The sequence below is a fragment of the Cribrihabitans pelagius genome, assembly GCF_048820915.1.
GTDB lineage: Bacteria > Pseudomonadota > Alphaproteobacteria > Rhodobacterales > Rhodobacteraceae > Cribrihabitans_A > Cribrihabitans_A pelagius.
In genome coordinates this window covers 315241-341441 of sequence record NZ_JBMERR010000001.1, presented here as the reverse complement: position 1 = coordinate 341441, position 26201 = coordinate 315241, and the positions used below count along the sequence as shown (strand labels likewise).

Here is a 26201-nt window from a genome sequence, read left to right as displayed (position 1 = left end):
GCCGCCCGGAGTACGGGCGGCCGCGGGCGCATAACCGGTGGCCGGGCAAGGCGCGGCCACGGGCTGTGTCAGAGCAGGTCCGCGAAGGTGGAACCGGCCTTGTACGGCCCGGTGGCGGTGTTGCGCGGCAGGTTGCTGTTGCAGACCGGCTTTCCATCGGGCGTGCGGCGCAGGTCGGCATAGCCTTCCAGCCCGTCGTCGATGATCCAGTGCTCGCAGCCGCGCGGGTCGACCCAGATGCCCGCGGTCAGCCGCGAAAGGTCCTGGGACTGGCCGTCAGCGACATGGCTGTCATAAGTCTTATTCCGCGTCTCCGAACAGGCGGAAAGGGCGGCAGCGGCAGCCAGCAGGGCGGCGGCTTTGACGATGTTCATCCTTGTTTTCCCCTTCAGCGCAGGCAGTAGATTTCGACGCGGCGGTTCTGCGCCATATTGGCGGCGCTGGTGTTCGGCACCCGCGGGTCGCGCTCGCCGTAAGCGCGCACATCGGCGATGCGGGCGCCGGTGGTGCGCGCAACCGAGGCCACCGCACCGGCGCGGCGCTGCGACAGGCGGATGTTGTATTCGTCCGAGGCGCGGCTGTCGGTATGGCCCGCGATCACGAAGGCACGGGCGTTGTCACCCTGCGCCTTGCGGAAGAATTCCTGCAGGCGGGCGCGCCCGGCGGCGTTGATGTGGTGCTTGTCGGTGGCAAAGAACTGATCCGTCGGCAGCACGCCGCAGATGTTGCCGCGGCGGCAGACCGGCTTGCCGTCCGGGGTGACATGCGGGGTCATGAAGCCTTCGGCGCCGTCATCCATCACCCAATGCTCGCAGCCGTCGGGATCAACCCAGATGGTGGGCACGTAGCGCTCGCCCTTGATCACCCGCTGCTGCGGCTGTGCGGCCGGCTCCTGTGCCGCGGCGGGCGCAATGGCGATGCCCAGCGCTGCCGCAGCAGCGGTCACAAAGGCGACCGCCTGTCTCGCTTTCAATCTCAACAAATCCCCAATTCCTTCCCCTAAGTTCCCCGGTGGGCACATGCCATCGAAGCAGCTTGCGCTTAGGCCATAAGCGCCAAAGTAGCTGAAATTGATAGCATTTACCCGCAAAATATTGCGCATTCGCAGGGCAGATTAGACGCAGTTCGGGGACAGCGGAACAGATTGGCTTCAATTGTTGCGGCAAGCGATGCAATCGGGACTCACCTGCCCGCGAAGCTTCGGCGGAGCGCCGGGTTGTGGAGAGCGGAAATGCGGCGGCCCGGCGCGCGTCCGGGCCAGCCAAGAGGGCCTGTTCAGGCGATCAGCTCGCCGGCCAGCGAATTGGCGCCGGAGGAGACGATCTTCACCCGGCGCAGATCGCCCACGGCGGCATCGCAATCGGCCACATGCACCGCGTGCAGGTAGTCGGACTTGCCCACCATCTGCCCCGGCAGACGGCCCGGCTTTTCGAACAGGACGCCCACTTCGCGGCCGGCCATGCTGTCCTGCACCTCGCGCTGCTGGCGGGTCAGCAGGGACTGCAGGCGCTGCAGCCGGTCGTCGGCCTCGGCCGGGTCGACCTGCGGCCGCTCCGCCGCCGGGGTGCCGGGGCGGGTGGAATACTTGAAGGAGTAGGCGGTGCCGTATTTCACTTCTTCCACCAGAGCCATCGTGTCCTGGAAATCGGCCTCGGTCTCCTCGGGGAAGCCAACGATGAAATCGCCGGAAATCAGGATGTCGGGCCGCGCCGCGCGGATGCGCTCGATCAGGCGGATGTAGCTTTCAGCGGTGTGGCTGCGGTTCATCCGCTTCAGGATGCGGTCCGAGCCCGACTGAACCGGCAGATGCAGGTAAGGCATCAGCTTGGCACAGGTGCCATGCGCCTCGATCAGGTCATCCATCATGTCGTTGGGGTGCGAGGTGGTGAAGCGGATGCGCTCCAGCCCGTCGATCTTGTCGAGCTGCCAGATCAGCTGCGCCAGCGTCACGTCGCCGTCCGGGCCTGCGCCGTGGTAGGCGTTGACGTTCTGGCCCAGGAGCGTGATCTCGCGCACGCCGCGCTCCACCAGCTCCTGCGCCTCGCGCAGGATGCGGTCCGCGGGCCGCGAGACCTCGGCGCCGCGGGTGTAGGGCACCACGCAGAAGGCGCAGAACTTGTCGCAGCCCTCTTGCACGGTGAGGAAGGCGGTGGGGCCGCGCTTGGCCTTGGCGCGGGTCTTCAGCGTCTCGAATTTGTCGTCCTCGGGGAAGTCGGTGTCGAGCACCTTCTCGCCCTCGCGCGCCTTGGCTTCCATCTGCGGCAGGCGGTGATAGCTCTGCGGGCCGACCACCAGATCGACCAGCGGCTGGCGGCGCATGATCTCCTCGCCCTCGGCCTGGGCAACGCAGCCGGCGACACCGATCTTGAGGTCCGGCTTCTCCGCCTTCAGCCCCTTGAAGCGGCCGAGCTCGGAATAGACCTTCTCCGCCGCCTTTTCGCGGATGTGGCAGGTGTTGAGCAGGATCATGTCGGCGTCATCGGGGGTCTGCGTTTCCACATAGCCCTTGCCGCCCAGCGCCTCGGCCATGCGTTCGCTGTCGTAGACATTCATCTGACAGCCGTAGGTCTTGATAAACAGCTTCTTCGGAGCGCTCATGGGGGTCTGCCTTCACCTGTGTGCGGATCAGCGGCGGGCCTTACAGGCAATTGGCGCCGCTTGCAATCAGCGCCGGATTACCCGATTTTGGCGGCAAAGGCCAGCGAGGGCCGGCAAATGCAGGGGCAGGCAGGCATGCGGTATCCGTCGCTCGACGACTTCCTGAAGCGCGGCAGAGCCCTGCTGGAAACCGGCCCGGTGGCGCTGATCCTGGCCGAGGACGAGGTCGAGATCGCCTCCACCTTGCGCCACCACCTGGAGCGGGGATTCCGGACGGTCGCGGTGCTGATGCCCGAAAGTTTCGCGCTGGAGGCGGAGACTGCAGCGCGCGTCCACCGGATCAGTTTCGACAGCAGCGCGCCGGCGGCGGCGATGCAGGCGGTCAACGCCGTAATCGCGGCAGCGCGGCCGGGGTGCTGGCTCTACTACTGTTACAACGCTGAATACCTGTTCTACCCGTTCTGCGAGACCCGCAGCGTCGGCGAGATGCTGGCCTTCCACGCTGAGGAGCGGCGCGATGCGATGCTTACCTATGTGATCGACCTCTACGCGGGCGACCTCGGGGCGGACCCCGGCGCAGTGTCGCTCAAGAACGCATACCTGGACCGTTCTGGCTATTACGCGCAGTCCCGCCCCGACCCGGAAACCGGCGCGCCGCTGCCGCGGCAGATGGATTTTTTCGGCGGTGTGCGCTGGCGCTTCGAGGAGCACATTCCAAAGCCCAGCCGAAAGATCGACCGGGTGGCGCTGTTCCGGGCCAAACCGGGGCTGCGGCTCTTGGAGAACCACACCTTCAACGCGCCCGAGTACAACACTTATGAATGCCCCTGGCACCACAATCTGACCGCCGCTGTCTGCTCCTTCCGCACCGCCAAGGCGCTGAAGCGCAATCCGGGCTCCACCTTCGGGATCGAAACCTTCCGCTGGCACAATTCGGCACCCTTCGAGTGGCAGTCGCGCCAGCTTCTGGACCTCGGCCTGATGGAGCCGGGGCAGTGGTTCTGAGCCGGACCACGCCCGCCCGGCTCGCCCTCCCGCCGCCGCGCTTTCACGCAAAGCTCACGCAGCGTTACCAGCGCTGCGGTTGATCGCCCCCGCCCGCAGGCTAAGCTCTACCGCGACAGGCCAGTTCCGGCCGGACCAGCCCAGGGAGGACACCCGCATGAAAGACCTCGCCCCCGCTCCGCAGCTGCGCCCCGCGGAGACAGAGGCCGGCCTGCCCGACCTGCCCGACCACCCGCCCCGCCTGGCCGAGCGCTTGCTGCACCGCTTGGCCCGGTTCCTGCCGCTCGCCTTCTTCCGCCGCCCGCCCAAGATCATCATCATCGACGCCACCAACAGCTGCAACCTGCGCTGCCCGGTCTGTCCGGTGACCTTCGCGATGAAGCGCAAGCGCGGCATGATGAAGCCGCCTGTGTTCCGCAAGGTCATCGACGACTTCAAGGACCAGAAGGAAAAGCCCGCGATCTACTTCAGCTTCTCGGGCGAGCCGACGCTGCACCGCGACCTGCCCGACTTCATCGCTTATGCGCATGACAACGGACACGACACCTATCTCTCAACCAACGCCACCCGTCTCACGCCCGGGATGAGCGAACGGCTGATCCGCTCGGGCCTCGGCCGCGTGAACCTCTGCCTCGACGGCTTCTCCAAGCAGGCGCAGGAGGCCTACAGGGTCAATTCCGACTTCGACGCCGTGAAGGAAAACATCGAAGCCTTCCTGCGCCTGAAGCAGGAAATGGGCCGCAAGACCCCCATCACGGTGCTGCAGACCTTGCTCACCAGCTACTCCGAACCGCAGATGGAGGAGATGGAGACATGGGCGCGCGAGGCAGGCTTCGACCGGGTGCGCTTCAAGACCTTCTCGATCGGCTCCTACACCTCCGCCGACCAGAAACGCGAATTTGCCCATTTCCTGCCGCGCGCCAAGGAGCTGCGCCGCCACCCCCGCCACACCAGCCACGCGCTCTGCACGGTGCCGTTGTTCCAGTCGGTGGTGTTCTGGAACGGCGATCTCGGCCTGTGCTGCATCGACTACGACCAGGTGATCCAGCTCCCCAACGTGGAGCGCGACGGCTTTCTCGCCGCCTACCGTTCGGACGAGGCCGCCCGCGCCCGCAAGCGCGGCTTCCTGAAGCAGTTCGACATCTGCAAGACCTGCTCCTTCTCCAACGCCGAGAACATGGGCATCCGCCGCGACCTCAAGACCTGAGCCCCCGGCGGGCGCCTGGCACTCCGGCTTGGCCCGCCCCGCTGCCCGCAGCTTCTTCTGGCTGAAAATATCCCGGGGGTGAGGCCCGCGAGGGCCGAGGGGGCAGCGCCCCCCCTATACCCCCATCGGCACAACCAGCCGCCCGCAGATTCTTCTGGCCGCAAATATCCCGGGGGTGAGGCCCGCGAGGGCCGAGGGGGCAGCGCCCCCTCCCCTTGCCGCCCAACCCCGCACCCCTGATGCTTCCGGCAAACAGAACCCTGTCACCCAAGAGAACCCATGAAGATTATCTTCTCCCGCAAGGGTTTCGACAGCTCCTCCGGCGGCGGCCCGTCCCCCATCATCGGCAGCGTGCCGGTCAGCCTGCCGATTCCGGGCGCGATGGGGGAGCCTTTTTGCTTTGCCGATCTCAGCCACCCCGCCGCAGGCCCGCTCGGTCCGCTGGCCGCGCAGCACGGCAAGGGCGGGATCACCACTGAGACCCCGGCGCATCACGACCCGCAGATCCCCTGGGAACCCGGCCTTGCGGTGCTGGGCCAGCAGGGCGCGGCGCAGGCGCATCTGGTCAACCAGGGCGCGGGGCCGGGCGATGTGTTTGTCTTCTTCGGGCTGTTCCGGGATTTCTCCGCGCCGCGCGAAGACCCCGATGCCCGCGCGCATCACCGGATCTTTGCTATGATGCGCATCACGGAGCTGCTCCACCCGGGTGCGGAGGGCGCGCCCGGCCGGTGGCGCCATTTCGGGCTGCCCGGACCGCATCCGCATACGGACCGGCCGGAAAACCTCGCCAACAACGCGCTCTGGCTGGGCGAAGGCCGACTCGCGCGCAATGCCTCCGCTGCCCTGCGGATGACCGTGCCCAGCGCCAGCCCCTCGCTCTGGCAGGTGCCGGAGTGGCTGGTGCGGCACGGGCTCAGCTATCACGGCAAACCGGAGCGCTGGCAGGAGGGCAACCGCTTGCGGATTGCCTCCCGCGGGCAGGAGTTTGTTTGCGATCCGGGCGATGACCCGGCCGCGGCGGATTGGGCCGCGACCCTCTGGGCACACTTGGGAAAGATGGCGAAGCCCGCCTGACCCTGCGCTCAGCGCTGCAGGAGCAGCGGGAACCAGTCCTCGCGCAGGCGCTGGCCCGGCGCCATCCCGTGACCGGGAAACGGCGGCGAGGTCGGGCCCGGGCGCTCGACATAACGCGCATCATCGCCCACCAGCCGCAAGGAGAACGCCCGGCGGCGGGTGCTGCTGGTGTTGCCGCGCGCCCCGTGCAGGGTGCGGAAGTTGAAGGCCACCGCATCGCCCGGCTGCATCGCATATTCGCGGATCTCCATGCCCTCAGCCTCCGGGTCGGGAGCCGGCATGTACTGGCCTTCGTCGGCAAAGAAGCCTTCTTCCGACACCCAGCGGGTCGGCAGCACTTCCTTCTCCCAGCGGTGCGAGCCTGCGACGCAGCGCAGGGTTGCCTCCTCCACCGCGTCGAGGGGCGACCAGAAGCTGATGGTCTGCTGCCCATCGACGAAGTAATAAGGCCCGTCCTGGTGCCAGGGCGTCGGCATCGAGGTGCCAGGCTCCTTCACCAGCACGTGATCGTGGAACATCTGCACGGTCGAGGATTGCATCAGATCCGCTGCCACCTGCGCGACCGGCGAGGCCTCGATGGCCTGCGCGAACTCCGGGATTCGGGTCCAGTTGCAGTAATCATCAAAGAACCGCCCGGTCTGCCCCGCCTTCTCGTTGTTGGAGGCATAGGGGCCCGGCTGCGCCATGTTGGCGGCGATACCGGCGCGCAGGGTCTCTACCTGACCGGCAAACAGCCCGCGGATCAGCACCACGCCGTCGCGCTGGAAGTCTTCGACGTGCTGCTGGGTGATGAGGGGGTGAACCATGGGCGGCCTCCGCTGGCGGTTGTTGCAAATGCGTTGCGCCATTCCTGCCCCGGCGGTGGGCATAGTTTCAAATCATATCTTGCTAATATACCCTTCTTACCATGTTATACCTTACCCTGCGCCACTACGAATATGTCTGCGCCGTGGCCCGCCATGGCAGCTTGTCGGCCGCGGCCGAAGCGCTGCACGTGAGCCAGCCTGCGCTGTCCGCCGCGCTCTCCCGGATCGAGGACCGGCTGGGCCATGCGCTGTTCCTGCGCCGCCGGGGCGCGGCGCTTGCGCTGACGCCGCAGGGGCGGGCCTTTGCGGCACGCGCGCAGGCGCTGCTCGACCAGGCGGCGCGGCTGGAGGACCCCGACGGCGCGGCAGACGGCAGGCAACCGCTGGTGCTGGCCTGTTTCAGCGATCTCGCCCCATTCCTGCTGGCCCCGGCGCTGAAGGCGCTGCGGGAGGCCCTGCCCGGCACCGCAGTGAGCTGGCGCGCCTGCGGCTTCGAGGCGCTGATCGGCGCGCTGAGCCGGGGCGAGGCGGATCTGGCGCTGACCTACGACCTGGGGCTGGACGCCGGGTTTGACCGGATGGAGCTGGAGCGCATCGCGCCCCATGCGCTGGTGCCGCCCGGCCATCCGCTGGCAGCCCGGGCCGGGGTGAGTCTGGCGGAGCTGGCCGCGCATCCGCTGGTGCTGTCGCAAGAGGGGCTGTCGGTGCAGCACATGCTCGGGCTGTTCAAGGCGCAAGGGCTGGTGCCGCGGATCGCGCACCGGGCGGAGACGCTGGAGCTTTTGCGCAGCCTCGCCGCCAATGGCGAAGGCGCGGGGCTGAGCTACAGCCTGCCGCCGGGCGGGTTCAGCTATGACGGGAAGCCGCTGAGGGCGGTGGCGGTGAGAGATGAAGCGGCGCGGGAGCCGGTGATTCTCGCAACCCACGCCGACCTGCCCGCCGCCGCGCCGGCGCGGCAGGCACGGGAGGTGCTGCGGCAGAGGCTGCCCGGCCTGCGCTCAGCGCTTGCGCAGGCGGATCACCACGTCGACTGAGGCGATCTCCATCCCCTCCGGCGCCTCGGGCAGCTTGTGGATCACCAGATCCTGCGCCGGCGCGTCGCTGACCCGGTTTTCGTCTTCCCAAAAGAAGTGCGGATGGTCGTGGGTGTTGGTGTCAAAGTAACTTTTCGACCCGTCGAGCGGGATTTCCTGCAGCACACCCGCCTCGCAGAAGGCGCGCAGAGTGTTGTAGACGGTGGCCAGCGACACCGCGGCCCCCTTGGCCTTGGCGGCCTCGAACAGGCTTTCGGCGGTGATATGGCGGTGCTTGCCGTCGCCGACCAGCAGCTCGGCCAGCGCCACCCGCTGCCGGGTCGGGCGCAGGCCGGCCTCGGTCAGCCAGCGGGTAGCCGTATCTTCGCTGTTTGGCGTCATAAGCAATTCCTGCCTCGCGTTGCTGACCGTATATATAGGGCCAGCGGGCCCGGATTTTCAAATGAAATTCATTCGCAGCTATGGCACACTCAGTGCTGCAACCAGCGCCACCTGCCCTTGCAGGACCCTCGGACCGGGTGTTACAGGGAACCAGATAATCACTCCGGATCCCCGTATCCGCACCGGACCCCAGCAGGAGATGCGCCCGAATGGCCGACTACCCGAGCAGCTTTGACAAAGACGATTTGCTGAAATGCGCGAGGGGCGAGCTGTTCGGACCCGGCAACGCCCAGCTGCCCGAGCCGCCGATGCTGATGATGGACCGCATCACCGATATCAGCGGGGATGGCGGCGAGCACGGCAAAGGCCACGTGATCGCGGAATTCGACATCAAGCCGGACCTGTGGTTCTTCGACTGCCACTTCCCCGGCAACCCGATCATGCCCGGCTGCCTCGGCCTCGACGGGTTGTGGCAGCTGACCGGCTTCAACCTCGGCTGGCGCGGCTGGCAGGGGCGCGGCTATGCGCTTGGCGTGGGCGAAGTGAAGCTCACCGGCATGGTGCGCCCGGACCGCAAGATGCTGACCTACCGGGTCAACTTCACCAAGGCCGTGCAGACCCGCCGCCTGACCATGGGTGTGGCCGATGGCATCGTGGAAGCGGACGGTGAGGTGATCTACCAGGTCAAGGACATGAAAGTGGCGCTGTCGGAAAACTGACCGTAAGCTGACAGGCCGCCGCCGCATTCACATTTCAGGAAACAGGAGAGCGCACATGCGTCGCGTCGTCGTCACCGGATTGGGGATCGTCTCCTCCATCGGGAACAATGCCGAAGAGGTTCTCGCCTCTCTGAAAGCCGGCAGATCCGGCATCGAGGCCAGCCCGGAAATGGCGGAGCACGGCTTCCGCAGCCAGGTGGCCGGCACCCTCAAGATCGACGTGGCCCAGCACGTGGACAAACGGACCCTGCGCTTCATGGGGCCGGGTGCGGCCTATGCGCATATCGCGATGAGCCAGGCAATTGCGGATGCGGGCCTTGGCGAGGACCAAGTGGTGAACGAGCGCACCGGCCTGGTGGCAGGCTCCGGCGGGCCGTCCACCAGCGCCATGCTGGCAGCGCATCAGGTGGTGCTGAAAACCGGCGCGACCAAGCGTATCGGACCCTTCGCGGTGCCGAAATGCATGTCCTCCACGATCTCGGCGAACCTTGCGACCGCCTTCAAGATCAAGGGCATTAACTACTCGATCACCTCGGCCTGCTCGACCTCGCTGCACTGCATCGGCAATGCTGCGGAACAGATCATGATGGGCAAGCAGGACGTGATGTTTGCCGGCGGCGGCGAGGAGCTGGACTGGACCCTCTCCTGCCTGTTCGACGCCATGGGCGCGATGTCCTCGAAGTACAATGACACGCCGGAGAAGGCCTCCCGCGCCTTCGACCAGGACCGCGACGGTTTCGTGATCTCCGGCGGCGGCGGCATCGTGGTGCTGGAGGATCTGGAGCACGCCTTGGCGCGCGGTGCCAAGATCTATGCCGAAGTGACCGGCTTTGCCGCGACCTCGGACGGGCACGACATGGTGGCGCCCTCGGGCGAAGGCGGCGAGCGCGCGATGCGCCTGGCGCTGCAGACCGTGCCCGAAAGCCGCAAGGTCAGCTACATCAACGCGCATGGCACCTCGACGCCCGTCGGCGACGTGGGTGAGATCGAGGCCGCGCGCCGCGTCTTCGGCACCGGTCAGGTGCCGCCGGTGTCGTCGACCAAGTCGATGACAGGCCATGCCCAGGGCGCGGCCGGCGCGCTGGAGGCGATCTTCTGCCTGCTGATGCTGGATCAGGATTTCATCGCACCGTCGATCAACGTCGACACCCTCGCCGAAGGCATCGAGCCCGGCGAAATCGCAACCGGGCTGGTGGAGAACGCCGGTCTCGATTCGGTGATGACCAACAGTTTCGGCTTTGGCGGCACCAATGGCTCGATGGTTTTGAGCAAGTACAAGGGGTAACGCCGGAATGGCTGGAATTCTCACCGGAAAGCGCGGCCTGATCATGGGTGTCGCCAACGACCGCTCCATCGCCTGGGGCATCGCCAAGGCGATGCATGAGGCGGGCGCCGAGCTGGCCTTCACCTACCAGGGCGAGGCTTTCGGCAAACGGCTGGAACCGCTTGCCGCCAGCGTCGGCTCCGACTTCATGGTGGACGCGGACGTGACTGACGATGCCTCGCTCGACACCGCCTTTGGTGAGCTCGCGGCGCGCTGGGACAGCATCGACTTTGTGGTGCACGCTATTGCCTATTCCGACAAGTCCGAGCTGACCGGGCGGTTCCTCAACACCTCCCGCGCCAACTTCAAGAACTCCATGGACATCTCGGCCTATTCCTTCATCGACGTGGCGCGCCGCGCCTACCCGCTGATGCAGGAGAAGGGCGGCAGCCTGATGACGCTGACCTACCAGGGCTCGAACCGGGTGGTGCCGAACTACAACGTGATGGGCGTGGCCAAGGCGGCGCTGGAATCGGCGACCCGCTACCTCGCCAACGACCTCGGCCCCGACGGCATCCGGGTGAACGCGATCTCGCCCGGGCCGATGAAGACCCTGGCGGGCGCGGCGATTGGCGGCGCGCGCAAGACCTTCAAGCACACCGCCCAGAACGCGCCGCTGCGCGACAACGCAACGCTCGAAGCCGTGGGCGGCACCGCGGTCTACCTTGCCTCCGACGCCGGCCGCTGCACCACAGGCGAGGTTATCCGCGTCGACGGCGGCTTCCACGTGCTGGGCATGCCGCAGCAGGAGCATCTCTGAGCGTCCGCCGCTGAATCGCACCGTTTCGAAAGGGCGCCTTCGGGCTCCCTTTTCTGTGCCCGGGGGCGGCGGGCGGGAAGATCCTTCGAACTCAACGCGATGGCAGCACCCAATCCTTATCGGAATTCTCAAGAACCGAGAAAGACCGCGCATTGCCGGCCCGCGCGGGCCGATCGTCCGGCTGCTCCACGCACTGCAAATGGCGGGGGCTCCGCGCGCCCTCTTGCTTACGGCCTTGCCGGGCCGTGCCAGCGCGCCCCGGCAGTCAGTGGCGATCACCGCTGTCCCTGTTGGCGTCACTGATCCAGCCGGACGCGAAGGCCACCAATGCCCCAAGAGGGCAGATCTTGCAGACCGCCTGCCCCAGGGTTCCGCTGGCGACTTGCCCGGTGGCCTCAAAGGCCGCGCCGGCCGCAGGAAAGAGCCGCCCCAGATCGTCGGCCACATCCGGTGTCTCGATCCATTCCGCGCTGCCGGGACCAGTCTTGAACCGGCGCAGTTTGGTCCGCCGGTACCGCGCAAGGGTTTCGGCGGTGTGCAGCGCCGAGCACCTATTCCACCCCACGCCGATCAGCAGAAGCTTCATATTCTTCCGGTGCGCCAGGCGGCCGAGCGGCGTCTCCTGTCCTGTGGCCCAGGCCAGGGAATGGGGCGCCGCGTACGACTGCGCATCTCTGCCGTTCAGACAGACGGATACCGCCGGATGCCCGCTGCGCACGGTCCCCGGCCAGGTCCGGAACGTCTCTGCAATGATTCCCATGCCGGAGGCCGGGGACCGCAGGGGATCAAAGCCCGGGACGGCGCGTTCGATGGCGGCGATCTCACCGGTGGAGAGAGTATCTGCTTCGACGTGAGACGGAAAATATGCGTCCAGCGAAAAGGCTGGCATTCCGACTAGGCCGTTTTGCCCAACCGAATCCAGCAAAGCCTTGATGATGCTGCGCGCGCCACCGGCCGCCGGGCCGATCGCCCGCGCCGAGGCATGAACGAACAGCCCGTCCCCAGGCGAGATACCCATGGCCCGAAGGTCGCGCGCAAGGCTGTCAGCGGAGAGGATCTGGAGCGTCATCCAAAAGAGTGTCGCAGGACCATCCGGCCACCGCAACCGTCTCGAGGGGGTGGCAGAAATTACGGCTCGCCCTGCGCGGGGAAGGGCTCCCGCCTCAAGAGGAGCAAGGACAAAGGGCAGCGCTTCAGCGCCTTCATTGCCAACCGGCCACCCAAAGGCAACGCCCGCGCCGCTGACCGGCAGCGCCTCACCGGACCGGACCGCGGCTTGCCGCGCTGCCCGGCCCAACGGGCGGCGGCGGCCTCCGGCGGGAGGGCGCCGTCCGCCGGGCGGCAGCACCCCGCCGCCTTTTTTTGCGCGCCGCGCCATCCCGCTCTGGCCGCGCCTCCCCAGGGATTGCGCGGCGGCAAAGGCGGGACCGGCCCGCGGACCGTTTCAGGCGACCGAGACCAGCTCGATGTCGAAAACCAGGTCTTTGCCCGCCAGGAAGTGGTTGGCGTCCAGCGTCACGGTCTCTTCAGTGACTTCGGCCACGGTGACCGGCAGCACCTGGCCCTCAGGGCTCTGCATCTGCAGCTGGGTGCCGATTTCCAGCGGGATCTCGGCCGGGATGCCTTCACGCGGGATGGCCTGGCGCGCGTTCGGATCGGCCGGGCCGTAGGCGTCGGCGCAATCGATGCTGAGCGTCTTCTTCTCGCCAGGCTCCATGCCCTGCAGCCCGGCGTCCATGCCCGCGATCACTTGGCCGGAACCAACGGTGAATTCCAGCGGATCGCGCCCTTCGGAGCTGTCAAAGACGGTGCCGTCCGTCAGTTTGCCCGTGTAGTGGATGCGCACGGTATCGCCGTTTTTTACCCCGGTCATAAGACCTCCAATCGGTTTTGCTTCGGGTTCAGAAACGGTGCAGCCTATAGAACATGGCCCGGATGTAAACCCGATTGCCCCCAGCGCCCGCAGGCGCGGATTTCCACTGCCGCACGCAGGCGCGGATTGCCGCTGGCGCCCGCGCGCGGTTTTCGCTTAGCCTGCCGCGGGGAGAACCGCGCCAGCACCCCAGGCGCCGAAACGACCGGACACGCCAGACACGCTGGACAGGGAGGATACCGCGCATGCCCATCACCACCTGCATCTTCGATGCCTACGGCACGCTGTTCGACGTTGCCGCCGCCGCCCGCCAAGCCGCCGCCGAACCGCAGTTTGCCGCCGCGCTCGGCCGCTGGCAGGCGCTGTCTTCGTATTGGCGGCTGAAGCAGCTGCAATACACCTGGCTGCGCGCGATCACCGGCGCCCATGCGGATTTCTGGCAGGTCACGCAGGAGGGGCTCGACTGGGCGCTGGAAGCCGAAGGGCTGGACGGAGACGCCGCCCTGCGCCAGCGGCTGCTGGACCTTTACTGGCAGCTGGAGGCCTTCCCCGAGGTGCCGCAGATGCTGAGCAGCCTGAAACAGGCCGGGCTCAACACCGCGATCCTGTCGAACGGCTCGCCCGCCATGCTCGACGGCGCAGTGCAGTCGGCCGGGATCGGCGATCTTTTGGACGATGTGCTCTCGGTGGAAAGCGTCGGCATCTTCAAGCCGGACTCGCGGGTCTATGACCTGGTCGGCCAGCGCTTTGGCTGCGCGCCGGAGCAGGTGCTGTTCGTCTCCTCCAACGGCTGGGATGCGGCAGGCGCCACCGGCTACGGATTCACCACCGCCTGGGTGAACCGGGCGCAGGAGCCGGTCGACCGCCTGCCCTGGCGCCCTCAGCATGTGCTCAAGGATCTCACCGCCATTCCGGACCTTGCACAGGGATAAGCACGGCATGCCCTATTTTCAGACCTCGGACGGGCTGCGGCTGTTCTATACCGACAGCGGGGCAGCGGGCGGGGATGCCCAGCCGCTCCTCTGCCTTGCGGGGCTCACCCGCGACAGCCGCGATTTCCGCTATTTCGCACCGCACGCGAAGGGCTGCCGGCTGATCACCCTGGACGCCCGCGGCCGCGGTGCGTCCCAATACGCCGAGGATTTCCTCACCTACAATGTGCTGCGCGAGGCGCAGGATGCGGTGGAGCTATTGGACCACCTGGACCTCGCGCAGGCCGCTGTCCTCGGCACCTCGCGTGGCGGGCTGGTGGCGATGACCCTGGCCGCCACCGCGAAGGCCCGGCTCTCGGCAGTGGTGCTGAACGATGTGGGGCCGGTGATCGCCCCCGGAGGCATCGCCCGCATCATCGAATACGTCGGCCGCAAGCCCGCGGCGAAGACCCACGCCCAGGCCGCCGCCACGCTGCAGGCGCTGATGACTCCGGCCTTCCCGGACGTAGCCCCGGCGCGCTGGCTGGAGGAGGCGCAGGCCTTCTACGACGAGAACCCGGACGGGCTCGCCCTGCGCTATGATCCAAAGTTGCGCGACGCGCTTCTGGCCCAGGCTGAGGCCGGGCCGCCGCCGGACCTCTGGCCGCTGTTCGAGGCGCTTTCCGGCCTGCCCTGCGGCGCGCTGCGCGGGGCCAATTCCGACATCCTCGACCCCGGGACCTTCGCCGAAATGCAGCGCCGCCTGCCCGCTCTGAAGGCTGCCGAGGTGCCGCGCCGCGGTCATGTGCCCTTCCTGGACGAACCCGAAGCCCTCGCCCTCATCCGTTCTGTATTGGAAACCGCCCGATGACCTCGCTAGCCATGATCGAAGCCGCCGCAAAGCGGCTCAAGGGCCATGCCCGGCAGACCCCGCTCCTGTCCTCGCCCTTCCTGGACGCGATCGCGGGCCGCCGGGTGCTGGTCAAGGCGGAATGCCTGCAGCACACGGGGTCGTTCAAGTTCCGCGGCGGCTGGGCGGCGGTCTCTGCACTCAGCCCTGAGGCGCGGGCGCGCGGGGTGATCGCCTATTCCAGCGGCAACCACGCCCAAGGCGTCGCCGCGGCGGCGCGGGCGCATGGCGCGCCTGCGGTCATTGTGATGCCGAAAGACGCACCGCGGCTGAAGATCGAAAACACCCGCGCGCTGGGGGCCGAAGTGGTGCTTTACGACCGCGCTGGCGGCGAGAGCCGCGAGGCGGTGGGCGCAGAGCACGGCGAGGCGCGCGGGCTGACGCTGATCAAACCCTATGACGATGCGGAGGTGATCGCGGGCCAGGGAACTACCGGGCTGGAGATCGCCGCCCAGGCCGCGGCCGAAGGCGTCACGACCGGCGATGTCGCGATCTGCTGCGGCGGCGGCGGGCTCTCGGCCGGGGTGGCGCTGGCCCTGGAGGCGCACGCGCCCGGCCTGCGGGTGCGCCCCGCCGAACCTCAGGGCTTCGACGATGCGGCGCGTTCGCTGGCGGCGGGGGAGATCCGCCGGAACGCGCAGCCTTCCGGCTCGATCTGCGACGCGATCCTCACGCCCGCGCCGGGCGATTTGACCTTCCCGGTGCTGCAGCGGCTCTGCGGACCGGGGCTGGCGGTGAGCGACGAGGAAGCCATGCGCGCGGTGGCGCTCGCGTTTCTGCGGCTGAAGATCGTGCTGGAACCGGGCGGTGCGGTGGCGCTGGCGGCGGCGCTGTTTCATCCCGACGCCTTCGAGGGCGAGGCGGTGCTCGCGGTGGCCACCGGCGGCAACGTCGATCCCGCGCTGTTTTCCGAAGCGCTCTCCCGCCCCCTCTGATCCCCCACGTCCGCGATCCGGCGCCGGAAAATTGAGAATTTTTCCGGCCAATTTTCTTACTTGAAGAAAATTGGCCCCGCCTGCGGCCGGCCGCAGGCTTTGCCTCCCGGCGGCAGCGCGGGTAGAGTGCGCGCCAAAGCAAATCAGCGAGGCCATTCATGCAGATCGCAGACCTGGGCGATGTCCTTCTCCACTACCGTATCGACGGTGACCCCAAGGGCGCGCCGCTGGTCTTTGCCAACTCGCTCGGCACCGATCTGCGCATCTGGGACGCGGTGGTGGCGGCGCTGCCCCCGGGCCTGCGCATCATCCGCTATGACCTGCGCGGCCATGGGCTCTCCGACTGTCCGCCCGCGCCCTATTCCATGGGCGCGCTGGTGCGGGATGCGGAGCGTTTGCTGGACCGCTTAGCGGTGCGCGACTGCGTCTTCGCAGGGCTCTCGATCGGCGGCATGATCGCGCAAGGGCTGGCGGTTAAGCGGCTCGACCAGGTGCGGGCGCTGGTGCTCTCCAACACCGCCGCCAAGATCGGCACGCCTGCGATGTGGCAGGAGCGCATTGCCCAGGTGCAGGAAGGCGGCATGGAGGCGCTGGCCGATGCGGTGATGCGGCGCTGGTTCTCCCGTGCCTTCCTGGAACGGCCTGAACTGACGCTCTGGCGCAACATGCTCCTGCGCCAGCCGCCTGCGGGCTATGCCGGCTGCTGCGCCGCCATCGCGGGCACCGATTTCTACACGCCCACCAGCGGTCTGCGCTTGCCCTGCCTCGCCATCGCAGGCAGCGAGGATGGCGCCACGCCCGCCGATCTCGTGCGCGAGACCGCCGAGCTGATCCCGGGCAGCCAGTTCCACCTGATCCGCCGGGCAGGCCACCTGCCCTGCGTTGAGCAGCCGGAGGTGTTTGCGGCCCGGCTCACCCAGTTCCTGAAGGAGACCGGGCACATTGGCTGACCTGCTTCTGATTCACGGCTCCTGCCACGGCGCCTGGTGCTGGCGCGACCTGATCCCGGCGCTGGCGGCGCGTGGCTTGAGCGCCCGCGCCATCGACCTGCCCGGTCACGGGGACGGGCGCGATCCGGCCTCTGTCACGCTGGCCGAAACCGCCGAGGCGGTGCGCGCGGCCTCCACGCCTCAGACCATCGTGCTCGGCCATTCCTGGGGCGGCTTCCCGGTCTCCGCCGCGGCCGAGCTGGACCCGGGCGCGATGCGCGGGCTGATCTACCTCTGCGCCTATGTGCCGAAGGACGGGACGTCGCTGATCGGCATGCGCAAGGCAGGCCCGCAGCAGACCCTCGGCGGCGCGACGGAGAAGAACCCTGCCGCCACCGCCTACAGCTTCCGGCCGGAGACTGCGCCGGAGCTGTTCTACCACGACTGCCCGCCGGAGACCGCGGCCTATGCGCTGGAGCACATTTGCCCGCAGCCAATCCGCCCGCAGGATACGCCCATCACGCTTGGCACAAGTTTTGCCAGCGTGCCCAAGGCTTATATCCGCTGCGTGCAAGACCGGGTGATCCCGCCCGGATACCAGGCGCAGATGGCGGCTGGGCTGCCGCCCCATATGGTGCATGACTTCCGCGCGTCGCATTCCCCTTTCTTCGCGGACCCGGAGGGGCTGGCCGCGCTGATCACACAGATAGTGAAGGACCTCTGATGGCAGGATCACTTTTCGACAGCCAGCTTTATGGCGGCCTCTTCGATTGCGGCGAGGCGGGGCGGCTGTTCTCCGACGGAGCCGAACTGCGTGCCATGCTGCTGGTCGAGGGGGCGCTGGCGAAAGCGCAAGGGGCCGCCGGGGTGATCCCGCAGGAGAGCGCCGCGGCGATCGGCCGGGCGGTGATGGAAGTTGCCATCGATCCCGGTGTGCTGAAGGCACCCGGGACGCAGAACGGGGTGCCGGTGCCGGGGCTGGTGGCCGCCCTGCGCGCCGAGATGAACGCGCCGGAACATGCGCAGTACGTGCATTGGGGCGCCACCTCGCAGGACATCATGGACAGCGCGCTGATGCTGCGTCTGCGCCAGGCGCTCACTCTGGTGGAGGGTGATCTCACCGCCACGGCGGGCGCGCTAGGAGTGCTGGCCGAGTCCCACGCCAGCCTGCCGATGCCCGGCCGCACCTACGGCCAGCACGCCACCCCCACCAGCTTTGGCGCGGTTGCTGCGGGCTGGGGCGCGCCCCTGCTCGCGCTCTTGCAGGAGTTGCCCGCCCTGCGCACATCCTGCCTCTTGGTGTCGCTCTCCGGTGCCGCCGGGACCTCCGGAGCTCTGGGACCGAAGGCGGCGGAGCTGCGCGCTGCGCTGGCCAAGGGGCTGGCGCTCTCCGATCCGGGCCGCAGCTGGCACACCGACCGCACGGCTGTCTTGCGCATCGCGGACTGGCTGGTGCGCGCGGGGCTGGCGCTTGGCAAGCTGGGCGAGGACTGCACCCTTCTTGCACAGACCGGCATCGGGGAAATCTCGCTGGGCGGCGCGGGGGCGTCTTCCACCATGCCGCAGAAGCAGAACCCGGTTGTCCCTGCGACGCTCACGGCGCTGGCGCGGCAGGGCGCAGGGCTGATGGCCACGTTGCAGGGCGCGGCGATGCAGCAGCACCAGCGCGACGGGGCGGCCTGGTTCACCGAATGGATGTGCCTGCCGCAGATCGTGCTGGGAGCCGCCGCCGCCGCCCGCGCGGCGCGCAAGCTATGCGCAGATCTGCAACCGCGCCCTGCGGCCATGGCGGCCGCGCTCGACAGTCAGCACGGTCTGATCCATGCCGAGGCCCTGAGCTTTGCCCTCGCCGCCGCCATGCCGCGCCCCGACGCGCAGGCCGAGGTCAAGCGCCTCTGCCGGGAGGCCGCCGCCACCGGCGCCTCATTGAAGGAGCTGACGCAGCAGGTCCATCCGGATCTCGACACGGACGCCCTCTTCGACCCTGCCCGGCAGCTGGGGCTGGCGCCGCAGGAGGCGCAGGCTTTCGCCGCCCGGGCACAGCAGCTCGCAACCGGCGGCGGCTGAGCCGCCCCGCCGGAGGCAGCCAGCACTGAGTTGCAGGAAAGCGCCGCACTTGCGCCGGTTTCCTGCTTGCGGCCGCGCGCCCGCCGCGCCACCCTGCCGTGAAACAGGGAGGTGTTCATGCAGACCATCAAGGCGGCCGTCTGCCGCGCGTTCGGGGCTCCGCTGGAGATCGAAGAAGTACAATTGGCCCCGCCCGGAACCGGTGAGGTCGAGGTGACGCTGGACGCGGTGGCGATCTGCCACAGCGACATCTCCTTTGCCGAGGGCGCCTGGGGCGGGCATCTGCCGGCCGTCTACGGGCACGAGGCCGCGGGCGTCGTCACCGGCCTTGGCGCGGGCGTGCAGGGCTTCGCCGGGGGCGACAGCGTCGTGGTCACCCTGATCCGCAGCTGCGGCAGCTGCCCCTCCTGCGCCTCCGGCCGGCCGGTGATCTGCGAAACGCCTTATGATGGCGTGAATTGCCCGCTGCGCACCGCGGACGGAGGCCTGCTGGAGCAGGCGATGGCCTGCGGCGCCTTTGCCGAGAAGGTCGTGGTGGACCAGCGCCAGATCGTGAAGATCCCCGCGGATATGGCCAAGGACGCCGCCGCGCTGATCTCCTGCGGGGTGATCACCGGCGTCGGCGCCGCGGTCAATGCCGCCGGGGTGCGCCCCGGTCAGGACGTAGTGGTGATCGGAGCGGGCGGCGTCGGGCTCAATGCAATCCAGGGCGCCCGCATCGCCGGTGCCCGCCGCATCGTCGCCGTCGACATGAGCGCGGAGAAGCTGGAGGCCGCGCGCGAATTCGGCGCCACCCATGGGGTGCTGGCCTCGGAAGAAAAGCCCTGGAAGGCGGCGCAAAAGGCTCTGGACGGCCGCGGTGCCGATGCGGTGCTTGTGACCGTCGGCGCCATCCCGGCCTATGAGCAGGCGCCGCGCTACCTCGCCCGCGGCGGCCGCGCCGTGATGATCGGAATGCCGCACTCCGGCGCCAAGGCCAGCTATGAACCTGTGGTGCTGGCGGCCGCGGGCCAGGGGCTGATCGGCTCCAAGATGGGCGACGTGGTAATCCAGCGCGACATTCCCTGGATGGTCGACCTCTACCAGCAGGGCCGCCTGAAACTGGACGAGCTGATCTCCGGCCGCTGGCGCCTCGAACAGATCAACGAGGCGATCGCCGACACCAAGACCGGCGCCGCCCGGCGCAACGTGATCCTGTTCGCCGGACCGGACGCCAAGGGGGCCTGAGCCATGCTGCGCTTCCTGCTCGATCTTTTCAAACCGGAGGCGGTGAAACCCGCCTCGGCCAGCTCGGACACGTCGATGCTTTTCGCCACGGAAGAGATCGGCCCCTTCCTGACCCGGCTGGCCAACAATCCCCGCTTCGGCCTGCCCGAAGGGCTGGCGGAAGCGGTGGCTGCCGTCCTGCCCGGGCTCGGCTCGCAAGAGAGCCGCCGCTGGCGCATCGACGGCGCTTTCGGCGGCGCGCCCGCGCATTTCGAGATCGAGGTGATGATGGAAGGCGGCGGCGAGGCCGACGTCACTTTCTTTGCCCCGCAGCCGGCGGTCGAGGAAATCAACAAGGAACTGGCCGTGTTCGACGCGGCAACGGAGCGATAGCCCATGAAACTGCAAGACCTCGACGTCATCGTCACCGCGCCGCCGGCGCCGGGCTGGGGCGGGCGCTACTGGATCCTGGTGAAGGTGACCACCGACACCGGCATCACCGGCTGGGGCGAATGTTATGGCGCCTCGGTAGGTCCTGAGGCGATGACTCATGTGATCCGCGACGTCTTCGAGCGCCACATGGCGGGGGAGAACCCGGAAAACATCGAGCTGATGTTCCGCCGCGCCTATTCCTCGGGCTTCACTCAGCGCCCGGATCTCACCGTCATGGGCGCGTTTTCGGGGCTGGAGATCGCCTGCTGGGACATTCTGGGCAAGGACCGGAACCGCCCGGTGCACGCGCTGATCGGCGGGCGGATGAACGAGCGAATCCGCGCCTACACCTACCTCTACCCGCTGCCGCAGCATGATATCACCGCCTTCTGGAACTCCCCCGAAATGGCGGCGGAGGCGGCAGCGCAGAAGGTGAGCGAAGGCTTCACCGCGCTGAAGTTCGACCCGGCAGGCCCCTACACGCTGCGCGGCGGCCATATGCCCGCGATGTCGGACATCACCCAGTCGGTCGCCTTTTGCAAGGCGATCCGGGAGGCGGCGGGCGACCGCGCAGACCTCCTCTTCGGCACCCACGGCCAGTTCAGCACCGCGGGCGCGATCCGGCTGGGCCAGGCGCTGGAGCCATACTCGCCGCTCTGGTTCGAAGAGCCCACGCCGCCCGACAATATCGAGGACATGGCCCGTGTGGCCCGCAGCGTCCGTATTCCGGTGGCGACGGGCGAGCGCCTGACCACCAAGTCCGAGTTCGCCGCGGTTCTGCGCGCAGGCGCGGCGGAAATCCTGCAGCCTGCCCTGGGCCGCGCGGGCGGCATCTGGGAGATGAAGAAGGTGGCCGCCATCGCCGAGGTCTTCAACGCGCAAGTGGCGCCGCATCTCTATGCCGGGCCGGTGGAATGGGCGGCGAACATTCACCTCGCCGCTTCGATCCCCAACATCCTGTTGCTGGAATCCATCGAAACGCCGTTCCACGACCAGCTCATCAAGGGCTCGATCCGGGTCGAAAAGGGCTTCGTCACCCCGCCTGAGGCCCCGGGCCTTGGCATCGAGGTGGACGAAGACCTGGCCCGCGCGCATCCCTTCAAAGGCCAGGACCTGCACCTCAACATGCAGGAGGCCCCCTGCGACTACGCAGGCGGTAACGCCTTCACCGGCGGTGCGCCCCTTCTGGCGGACTGACGGGCCTGACTGCCACGGCCCGCGCGGCCCCGCTCCGTCTGGCTGCGCCCGGGTGCAGCGCGAAACCTGGCCTCCCGGTCCCGGCAGGCCAGTGCGGCATGACAGCAGCGGGAGGCTCCCGCGCCCGCGCGATCCACTGGCCTTGCCAGTGCACCGCTGGCGGCCTTGGGCCGGGCGCCGCGCCAGGGCGCGGCGCCCGGCCCAACCGCGGCATGGCAATCTTGCATTGCCGGGACGCGGGCGGGAGTGTTCCGGCCGCTGTTTGCCCGGACAAGCTGCTCCGGACTTGTAGCGGAGGACAGTGCGTCGTCGCCAACGCGCCAAGGCGCCGCCCGGCACGGGGGCTGGCGCGGGGGAAGCCGGCCGCTTCAGGCCGGTGCGGTTTGCATGGAGCCGGGCGGCTGGAAATGAGCCGGGCGGCCGGAAATCGCAGATCCGCACGGGCGTTGTTGTCCCGGTATTGTTGCTCCCCGGCGCAGGCCGCCGCGCATCGCCATTTTTTTGCTGCGCCGGTTACCCAAGTGAACAATCTGAGGGGGGCGCCATGGCGCCGCATCAGAGCTCCGCGGACTTCTCCGGCCCGGCCGACCTCCTTTCCGCAGGACATCTGCCAGCCATTAGCACCCCGAACTGCAAATGGTCTGGAATGGACGCGGCCGGTTTTCCCGCGGCGAAGCCTGCGCCGCAAAAGCTGCAGCCGGCGCAGGCGCGCCTCGGCCAGCCGCCTCCGGCGCGGCGCACGGCCCAACCGCGGCGGGGCTATCTTCGATTGCCGGGGCGCGGGCGGGAGCCTCCCCCCTGCCGCCTGCACATGCGCCGTTTCAGTCTTCGGCGCGCACCGTCTGGGTCTGCACGCCGAGGCCCTCGATCTCCAGGCGCATCACGTCGCCGGGCTTGAGGTAGACCGGCTCCGGCTTCATTCCCATACCCACCCCCGGCGGCGTGCCGGTGGCGATCACGTCGCCCGGGTGCAGCGTCATCAGCTGGCTCAGATGCGAGATGATCTGCGCCACGGTGAACACCATGGTGCTGGTCGATCCGGTCTGCCGCCGCTCCCCGTTCACGTCGCAGGTAAGCCGCAGCGCTTGCGGGTCCGGCACCGCATCGCGGGTGACGAGCCAGGGGCCGATGGGGCCGAAGGTGTCGCAGCTCTTGCCCTTGGTCCATTGCCCGGTGAGCTTGGTCTGGAAGTCGCGCTCTGACACGTCGTTGATCACGCAGTAGCCCGCCACATGCTCCAGCGCTTCCGCCTCGGAGACGTATTTGGCGGCGCGGCCGATCACCACGCCCAGCTCCACCTCCCAGTCCGCCGCAACCGAACCGCGCGGCAGCACCACGTCGTCATCCGGCCCTGCGATCGAGGACGTCGCCTTCAGGAACAGGATCGGGTGCTCCGGCACCGCCATGCCGGCCTCGGCGGCGTGGTCGGAGTAGTTGAGGCCGATGCCGAGGAACTTGCCCGGGCTGCCGACGCAGGGCGCCAGGCTGGGAGTCCCCGCGGCCCGGGGCAGCGTCTCCGGGTCGAGTGCGGCCAGTCTTGCCAGCGTGGCATCGTCCAGCGTGGCGCCGGTGATATCGGCGACGTGCGCGGAGAGATCGCGCAGCGCGCCCGAGGCATCCAGCAGCCCGGGGCGCACCCCGTCCCTGGCGCGGTATCGCAGCAGTTTCATGTCACTTTTCCCTGTTGGTGTCTGGTTTTGCTTGCTTGCACGATGGAACCTGCTCCCGGATCAGGTCGACACATAGCCCGCCACCACCTGCAACAGCTTGAAGGCGGTGGAGGCGTCATTTTCGACCACAGCGAGGAATTCCTCCTCGCCGATGCGCAGGCAGCTGAGGTCGCTTGCCGCCACCATGCTGAGCGAGCGCGGCTCCTGCCGGATCAGGCCCAGCTCGCCCACCAGGCGGCCCGGACCAACCGTGGCGATCAGCCTGTCCTCCTGCCCTTCCTGCGGCAAGTAGAGCCCGGCCTCGCCCTTGAGGATCATATAGGCGCCGTCGGTGGCGGCATCGTCCTTGCGGAACACCACCTTGCCGGCCCCGGCCTTGTACCAGCGCGCGCCAAACGCGAGCAGCCGCAGCTGGCGCCGGTTCAAGCCCGAGAACAGCTCGGTCTGCTCCAGCGCCCTGAGCTTGCGCGCGAGGTCCTGGCTGGCTGCCCCATCCGCCGCCGCGGCCGCCTCGCCCTCGCCGCTCACCAGCCGCCCCTGGCGCAGCTCGAAGAAGGCGTCGAACACATCCGGGTCCTGGAAGCTGGAGCCGAGGTAGATCAGCATGGTGTCGGGCAAGAGCTTGCGCAGGTTCTTGTGCACCGCGATCCGGGTTTCCAGGTCGTAGCTCGCCATCGCGGTATCGAGGATCAGGATATCCGGCCGCTTGATGGTCGCGCGGGAGAAGGCCAGCGGCTCGGCAAAGCTCGCAGGCAGCCCCTGGCCGCCCACCGCCACCGGCAGCTCGAAGATCAGCTCCACCACCTGGCCGCGCAACCCCTCGCGGATCATCAGGTCGGAAACCAGCGAGCGCACATCGTCCGCCTTGGCCCCGGCGGTGTCCGACAGCTTGCCGAAGAGCGCGTTTTCCAGCACCGTCAGCCCGGGCGCGAAACTGTCCTGATCGAAGGGTTCGAACACTCCGCTCAGCGTCTTCAGAAGCCCCGGCGCATGGTCGCGGCGGAAGCCGAGGATGCGCTCCTTCATGCTGTCCTCGAAGGCGGGGCCGATTTGTTCGGCGGAGATCGTGAAGGGCACCACCAGGAGCTGCGCCATTTCCTCGCGGGTGAGCGTGGCAGCGTCGCCCGAGCCGGTCTTCTCGACCAGCGCCAGGGCGTTTTCATAAGCGATCACTTCCAGGCCCAGCTTGCGGAACAGCGGGTGGCCGGTGCCGTCGATGCCGAAGATCTGGCGCAGCATCTCCACCACGTCGCGGGTCAGCGCGATCAGTGCCTGGTCGAGCCCCAGTTCCTTCAGGCGGTCGAGGAACTCCTCCTGCTCGCGGATCACCTCCTCGGTAAGCGCGGTGCGCGAGGCGGCAAACAAGAGGTTCTCCGCCACCGGCAGCGCCGGGTTGTAGCTGCCGGGGTCGAGGAAATGCACATAGGCCTCCAGCCCGGCCTCGCGCACCGCTTCCTGCATGGCGGGGCGCAGCTCCACCAGCCGCTCGGCCAGTTCGGCGTGGTCGGCGGGGTCAAAATGCTGCTCCACCGCGCGGCGGAACAGCGCGGTATCGGAGCCGATCCCCTCCACCAGCTTGAGCCACCAGGCGCGCAGCTCCGCCTCGCTCTCGAACCCGGCAATCCCGGGGTCGAGCCAGGGCGCGTCATAGGGATCCGGGCTGTTGCCTGCCAGCTTCGCCGCCTGAATCCGCGGCACGTCGCTGCCCTCCCCCTGCGGTCTTGTGCGGACCGGCATCATCACGTTGTCGCCGAAGGAACCCTGGAACAGCACCGGGCGCGAGCTGGCATGGCCGATGCGCGCGGCCAGCACGCTCTGGTGCAGGCTGCGGATGTCATGCCCCGCGATGGTCACATCGCCGGCTGCGGGCAGGGTTTCGCGGGTCAGAAGTTCGGCCAAGGCGCGGCGGTCCTCTTCCGAAGGCGCCGCGATGCCGATCACCTTGCCGGCCGGGAAGGCCGCGGTGAGGTTTTCCAGCACCAGGTTGCCGTCGCCGTCGCGCACCGAGACGTCGTTGAGCTCGATGTCGCCCTTGAGGCGCAGCATCTCCTCCGGCTCGCCCTGCATCCGCGCCTCGTCCACCATGCCGGGCGGCGCGAACCGCTCCAGGATCACGTCCCAGCGCAGCGACATGTCCTGGGTCTGGTTGTAGTAGGTCAGCAGCTCCTTCCAAGGAGCGGCAAGGTCCTTGTAGGCCGCCAGCGCCGCCACCAGCGCCCCCAGCGAGACCTGGCCCCGCAGCACCAGGTAGCCGCCCACCGCGTAGAAGAAGAAGGGCGTCAGCTGGGTGATGAAGTTGTTGAGAAACTTCATGAAGAATTTTTTCTGGTAGATCTGGAAGCGGATGTCATAGAGCCGCCCCAGCCGCTCGGTGATTACCGCCATCCGGTAGCGCCAGCCGCCGTTGGTGCGCAGGGTGGAGGCGCCGGCCGCGCTCTCGCCGATTTCGGTCGCCAGCACCCGCACCTCCTTGATCCGCACCTTGTTGAGCTGGTTGATCTGGCGCTGCAGCATCGGAATCAGCCAGCCCTGCAAGGGGATCAGCGCAATCGCCGCGAGGCCGAACCAGATATTCTGCATGAACAGGAAGAACAGGATGGTCAGCATCTGACCGGCCTGCAGCACCGGCTGGCTCACCATATCGCCCATCAGCCCGCCCATCGGCTCGGATTCGGAAGTGATCATGGCGACCAGTTCACCCTGGCTCACGCGCTCGAAATAGGGCTGCGGGAAGCGGATGACCCGGCCGATCAGCTGATAGCGGAAGCGGCGCAGCATGCGCTCCGCCAGCACCCCCTTCATGGTGTTGATGCGCATCTTCAGCAGCCCGTGGCACAGAACCGAGACCAGGAAGGCGCCGCACAGGAGCCACAGGAAGGTGAGCTGGTCGAAGCTGTAGCCGAGCACGGTGATCACGTCGCTCTCGGCGCCGATGGCATCGTTGATGATGCGCTTGGGCAGCTCCAGCGTCAGATACAAGAGCGGGAACAGGCAGGCGGTCACCACCAGCAGGACCAGCTGGTCGCGTTTGGAGTATTTCCAGATGAAACGGAACAGCGAGCGTTCTATGGGAAAGCTCCAGTCTGGCAGCTGCGGGTCGGGCTGCCCCATGGGTAGCGCGCTTTGCCCATGACAGGCAATGGCCCGCGCGGACCCCTTGTGC

25 protein-coding genes are annotated in these 26201 nt (G+C 68.1%); 16 read left to right on the top strand and 9 right to left on the bottom strand.

All coding sequences use genetic code 11. The features are described 5' to 3' along the window. Window positions 1-68: 68 nt before the first annotated feature. The 3 genes from ACOHX0_RS01555 to miaB all read right to left on the bottom strand — a co-directional run bounded on the left by ACOHX0_RS01555 (window position 69) and on the right by miaB (window position 2598). Window positions 69-374, bottom strand: a complete 306-nt coding sequence (locus ACOHX0_RS01555; protein ID WP_420674865.1) for a hypothetical protein — start codon at window positions 372-374, stop codon at window positions 69-71. Window positions 375-388: 14 nt separating this feature from the next. Beyond that, window positions 389-973, bottom strand: a complete 585-nt coding sequence (locus tag ACOHX0_RS01550) for an OmpA family protein (RefSeq protein WP_420674864.1) — start codon at window positions 971-973, stop codon at window positions 389-391. A 302-nt stretch (window positions 974-1275) separates the two neighbouring features. Beyond that, complete coding sequence (gene miaB / locus ACOHX0_RS01545) at window positions 1276-2598, bottom strand: tRNA (N6-isopentenyl adenosine(37)-C2)-methylthiotransferase MiaB (protein ID WP_420674863.1); 1323 nt, start codon at window positions 2596-2598, stop codon at window positions 1276-1278. A gap of 135 nt (window positions 2599-2733) precedes the next feature. On the opposite strand from miaB, the gene ACOHX0_RS01540 reads away from it, so the two are divergent. The 3 genes from ACOHX0_RS01540 to ACOHX0_RS01530 all read left to right on the top strand — a co-directional run bounded on the left by ACOHX0_RS01540 (window position 2734) and on the right by ACOHX0_RS01530 (window position 5884). Continuing rightward, window positions 2734-3603: a glycosyltransferase family 2 protein gene (locus ACOHX0_RS01540; protein ID WP_420674862.1), complete on the top strand. Its 870-nt coding sequence runs from the start codon at window positions 2734-2736 to the stop codon at window positions 3601-3603. A gap of 157 nt (window positions 3604-3760) precedes the next feature. Then, window positions 3761-4810, top strand: a complete 1050-nt coding sequence (locus tag ACOHX0_RS01535) for a radical SAM/SPASM domain-containing protein (protein WP_420674861.1) — start codon at window positions 3761-3763, stop codon at window positions 4808-4810. 279 nt (window positions 4811-5089) lie between these two features. Then, on the top strand, window positions 5090-5884 hold the full coding sequence (locus ACOHX0_RS01530; RefSeq protein ID WP_420674860.1) for an Nmad3 family putative nucleotide modification protein: 795 nt from the start codon (window positions 5090-5092) through the stop codon (window positions 5882-5884). An 8-nt stretch (window positions 5885-5892) separates the two neighbouring features. On the opposite strand, the gene ACOHX0_RS01525 is transcribed toward ACOHX0_RS01530, so the two are convergent. Beyond that, window positions 5893-6690: a phytanoyl-CoA dioxygenase family protein gene (locus ACOHX0_RS01525; protein WP_420674858.1), complete on the bottom strand. Its 798-nt coding sequence runs from the start codon at window positions 6688-6690 to the stop codon at window positions 5893-5895. Window positions 6691-6791: 101 nt separating this feature from the next. Here ACOHX0_RS01525 and ACOHX0_RS01520 point away from each other — a divergent pair, with 101 nt between their 5' ends. Further along, window positions 6792-7724, top strand: a complete 933-nt coding sequence (locus tag ACOHX0_RS01520) for a LysR family transcriptional regulator (RefSeq protein WP_420674857.1) — start codon at window positions 6792-6794, stop codon at window positions 7722-7724. On the opposite strand, the gene irrA is transcribed toward ACOHX0_RS01520, so the two are convergent. Further along, window positions 7689-8105 carry an iron response transcriptional regulator IrrA gene (gene irrA / locus ACOHX0_RS01515; RefSeq protein ID WP_420674856.1) on the bottom strand — a complete coding sequence of 139 codons (417 nt, stop codon included), beginning with the start codon at window positions 8103-8105 and terminating at the stop codon, window positions 7689-7691. The genes ACOHX0_RS01520 and irrA overlap by 36 nt on opposite strands. 209 nt (window positions 8106-8314) lie before the next feature. Here irrA and fabA point away from each other — a divergent pair, with 209 nt between their 5' ends. From fabA to ACOHX0_RS01500, 3 genes are read left to right on the top strand one after another with little or no spacing between them, the layout of a single operon-like run. Beyond that, window positions 8315-8824 (top strand): bifunctional 3-hydroxydecanoyl-ACP dehydratase/trans-2-decenoyl-ACP isomerase, encoded by a 510-nt coding sequence (fabA, locus tag ACOHX0_RS01510; protein WP_420674855.1) that lies wholly within the window; start codon window positions 8315-8317, stop codon window positions 8822-8824. Between the two features lie 55 nt (window positions 8825-8879). Next, complete coding sequence (gene fabB / locus ACOHX0_RS01505; RefSeq protein WP_420674854.1) at window positions 8880-10109, top strand: beta-ketoacyl-ACP synthase I; 1230 nt, start codon at window positions 8880-8882, stop codon at window positions 10107-10109. Between the two features lie 7 nt (window positions 10110-10116). Further along, the gene (locus ACOHX0_RS01500) at window positions 10117-10908 is read left to right on the top strand and encodes an enoyl-ACP reductase FabI (RefSeq protein WP_420674853.1); all 792 of its coding nucleotides are present in this window, start codon (window positions 10117-10119) and stop codon (window positions 10906-10908) included. A 265-nt stretch (window positions 10909-11173) separates the two neighbouring features. Here the strand turns inward: ACOHX0_RS01500 and ACOHX0_RS01495 are convergent, their stop codons facing one another. Then, on the bottom strand, window positions 11174-11977 hold the full coding sequence (locus tag ACOHX0_RS01495) for an AAC(3) family N-acetyltransferase (RefSeq protein ID WP_420674852.1): 804 nt from the start codon (window positions 11975-11977) through the stop codon (window positions 11174-11176). Window positions 11978-12352: 375 nt separating this feature from the next. Continuing rightward, window positions 12353-12781: an FKBP-type peptidyl-prolyl cis-trans isomerase gene (locus ACOHX0_RS01490; protein ID WP_420674851.1), complete on the bottom strand. Its 429-nt coding sequence runs from the start codon at window positions 12779-12781 to the stop codon at window positions 12353-12355. A gap of 245 nt (window positions 12782-13026) precedes the next feature. Here ACOHX0_RS01490 and ACOHX0_RS01485 point away from each other — a divergent pair, with 245 nt between their 5' ends. The 9 genes from ACOHX0_RS01485 to ACOHX0_RS01445 all read left to right on the top strand — a co-directional run bounded on the left by ACOHX0_RS01485 (window position 13027) and on the right by ACOHX0_RS01445 (window position 21368). Continuing rightward, on the top strand, window positions 13027-13713 hold the full coding sequence (locus tag ACOHX0_RS01485) for a haloacid dehalogenase type II (RefSeq protein ID WP_420674850.1): 687 nt from the start codon (window positions 13027-13029) through the stop codon (window positions 13711-13713). 7 nt (window positions 13714-13720) lie between these two features. After that, complete coding sequence (locus ACOHX0_RS01480) at window positions 13721-14563, top strand: alpha/beta fold hydrolase (RefSeq protein WP_420674849.1); 843 nt, start codon at window positions 13721-13723, stop codon at window positions 14561-14563. Continuing rightward, window positions 14560-15537 carry a threonine ammonia-lyase gene (locus tag ACOHX0_RS01475; RefSeq protein ID WP_420674848.1) on the top strand — a complete coding sequence of 326 codons (978 nt, stop codon included), beginning with the start codon at window positions 14560-14562 and terminating at the stop codon, window positions 15535-15537. The genes ACOHX0_RS01480 and ACOHX0_RS01475 overlap by 4 nt, the downstream gene beginning before the upstream one ends. 158 nt (window positions 15538-15695) lie before the next feature. Then, window positions 15696-16487, top strand: a complete 792-nt coding sequence (gene pcaD / locus ACOHX0_RS01470; RefSeq protein WP_420674847.1) for a 3-oxoadipate enol-lactonase — start codon at window positions 15696-15698, stop codon at window positions 16485-16487. Further along, a complete protein-coding gene (locus ACOHX0_RS01465; RefSeq protein WP_420674846.1) occupies window positions 16480-17190 on the top strand; it encodes an alpha/beta fold hydrolase in 711 nt (236 codons plus the stop codon). Before pcaD ends, ACOHX0_RS01465 begins: the two co-directional genes overlap by 8 nt. Then, window positions 17190-18533, top strand: a complete 1344-nt coding sequence (locus tag ACOHX0_RS01460; protein WP_420674845.1) for a class-II fumarase/aspartase family protein — start codon at window positions 17190-17192, stop codon at window positions 18531-18533. Before ACOHX0_RS01465 ends, ACOHX0_RS01460 begins: the two co-directional genes overlap by 1 nt. Before the next feature lie 117 nt (window positions 18534-18650). Further along, the gene (locus tag ACOHX0_RS01455) at window positions 18651-19760 is read left to right on the top strand and encodes a Zn-dependent alcohol dehydrogenase (protein ID WP_420674844.1); all 1110 of its coding nucleotides are present in this window, start codon (window positions 18651-18653) and stop codon (window positions 19758-19760) included. A 3-nt stretch (window positions 19761-19763) separates the two neighbouring features. Next, on the top strand, window positions 19764-20132 hold the full coding sequence (locus ACOHX0_RS01450) for a hypothetical protein (RefSeq protein WP_420674843.1): 369 nt from the start codon (window positions 19764-19766) through the stop codon (window positions 20130-20132). A gap of 3 nt (window positions 20133-20135) precedes the next feature. Then, window positions 20136-21368 (top strand): mandelate racemase/muconate lactonizing enzyme family protein, encoded by a 1233-nt coding sequence (locus ACOHX0_RS01445; protein WP_420674841.1) that lies wholly within the window; start codon window positions 20136-20138, stop codon window positions 21366-21368. Window positions 21369-22189: 821 nt separating this feature from the next. On the opposite strand, the gene ACOHX0_RS01440 is transcribed toward ACOHX0_RS01445, so the two are convergent. Both ACOHX0_RS01440 and ACOHX0_RS01435 read right to left on the bottom strand, forming a co-directional pair. Further along, window positions 22190-23038 (bottom strand): fumarylacetoacetate hydrolase family protein, encoded by an 849-nt coding sequence (locus tag ACOHX0_RS01440; RefSeq protein WP_420674840.1) that lies wholly within the window; start codon window positions 23036-23038, stop codon window positions 22190-22192. Between the two features lie 60 nt (window positions 23039-23098). After that, the gene (locus ACOHX0_RS01435; RefSeq protein WP_420674839.1) at window positions 23099-26149 is read right to left on the bottom strand and encodes a cyclic nucleotide-binding domain-containing protein; all 3051 of its coding nucleotides are present in this window, start codon (window positions 26147-26149) and stop codon (window positions 23099-23101) included. Window positions 26150-26201 lie beyond the last annotated feature (52 nt).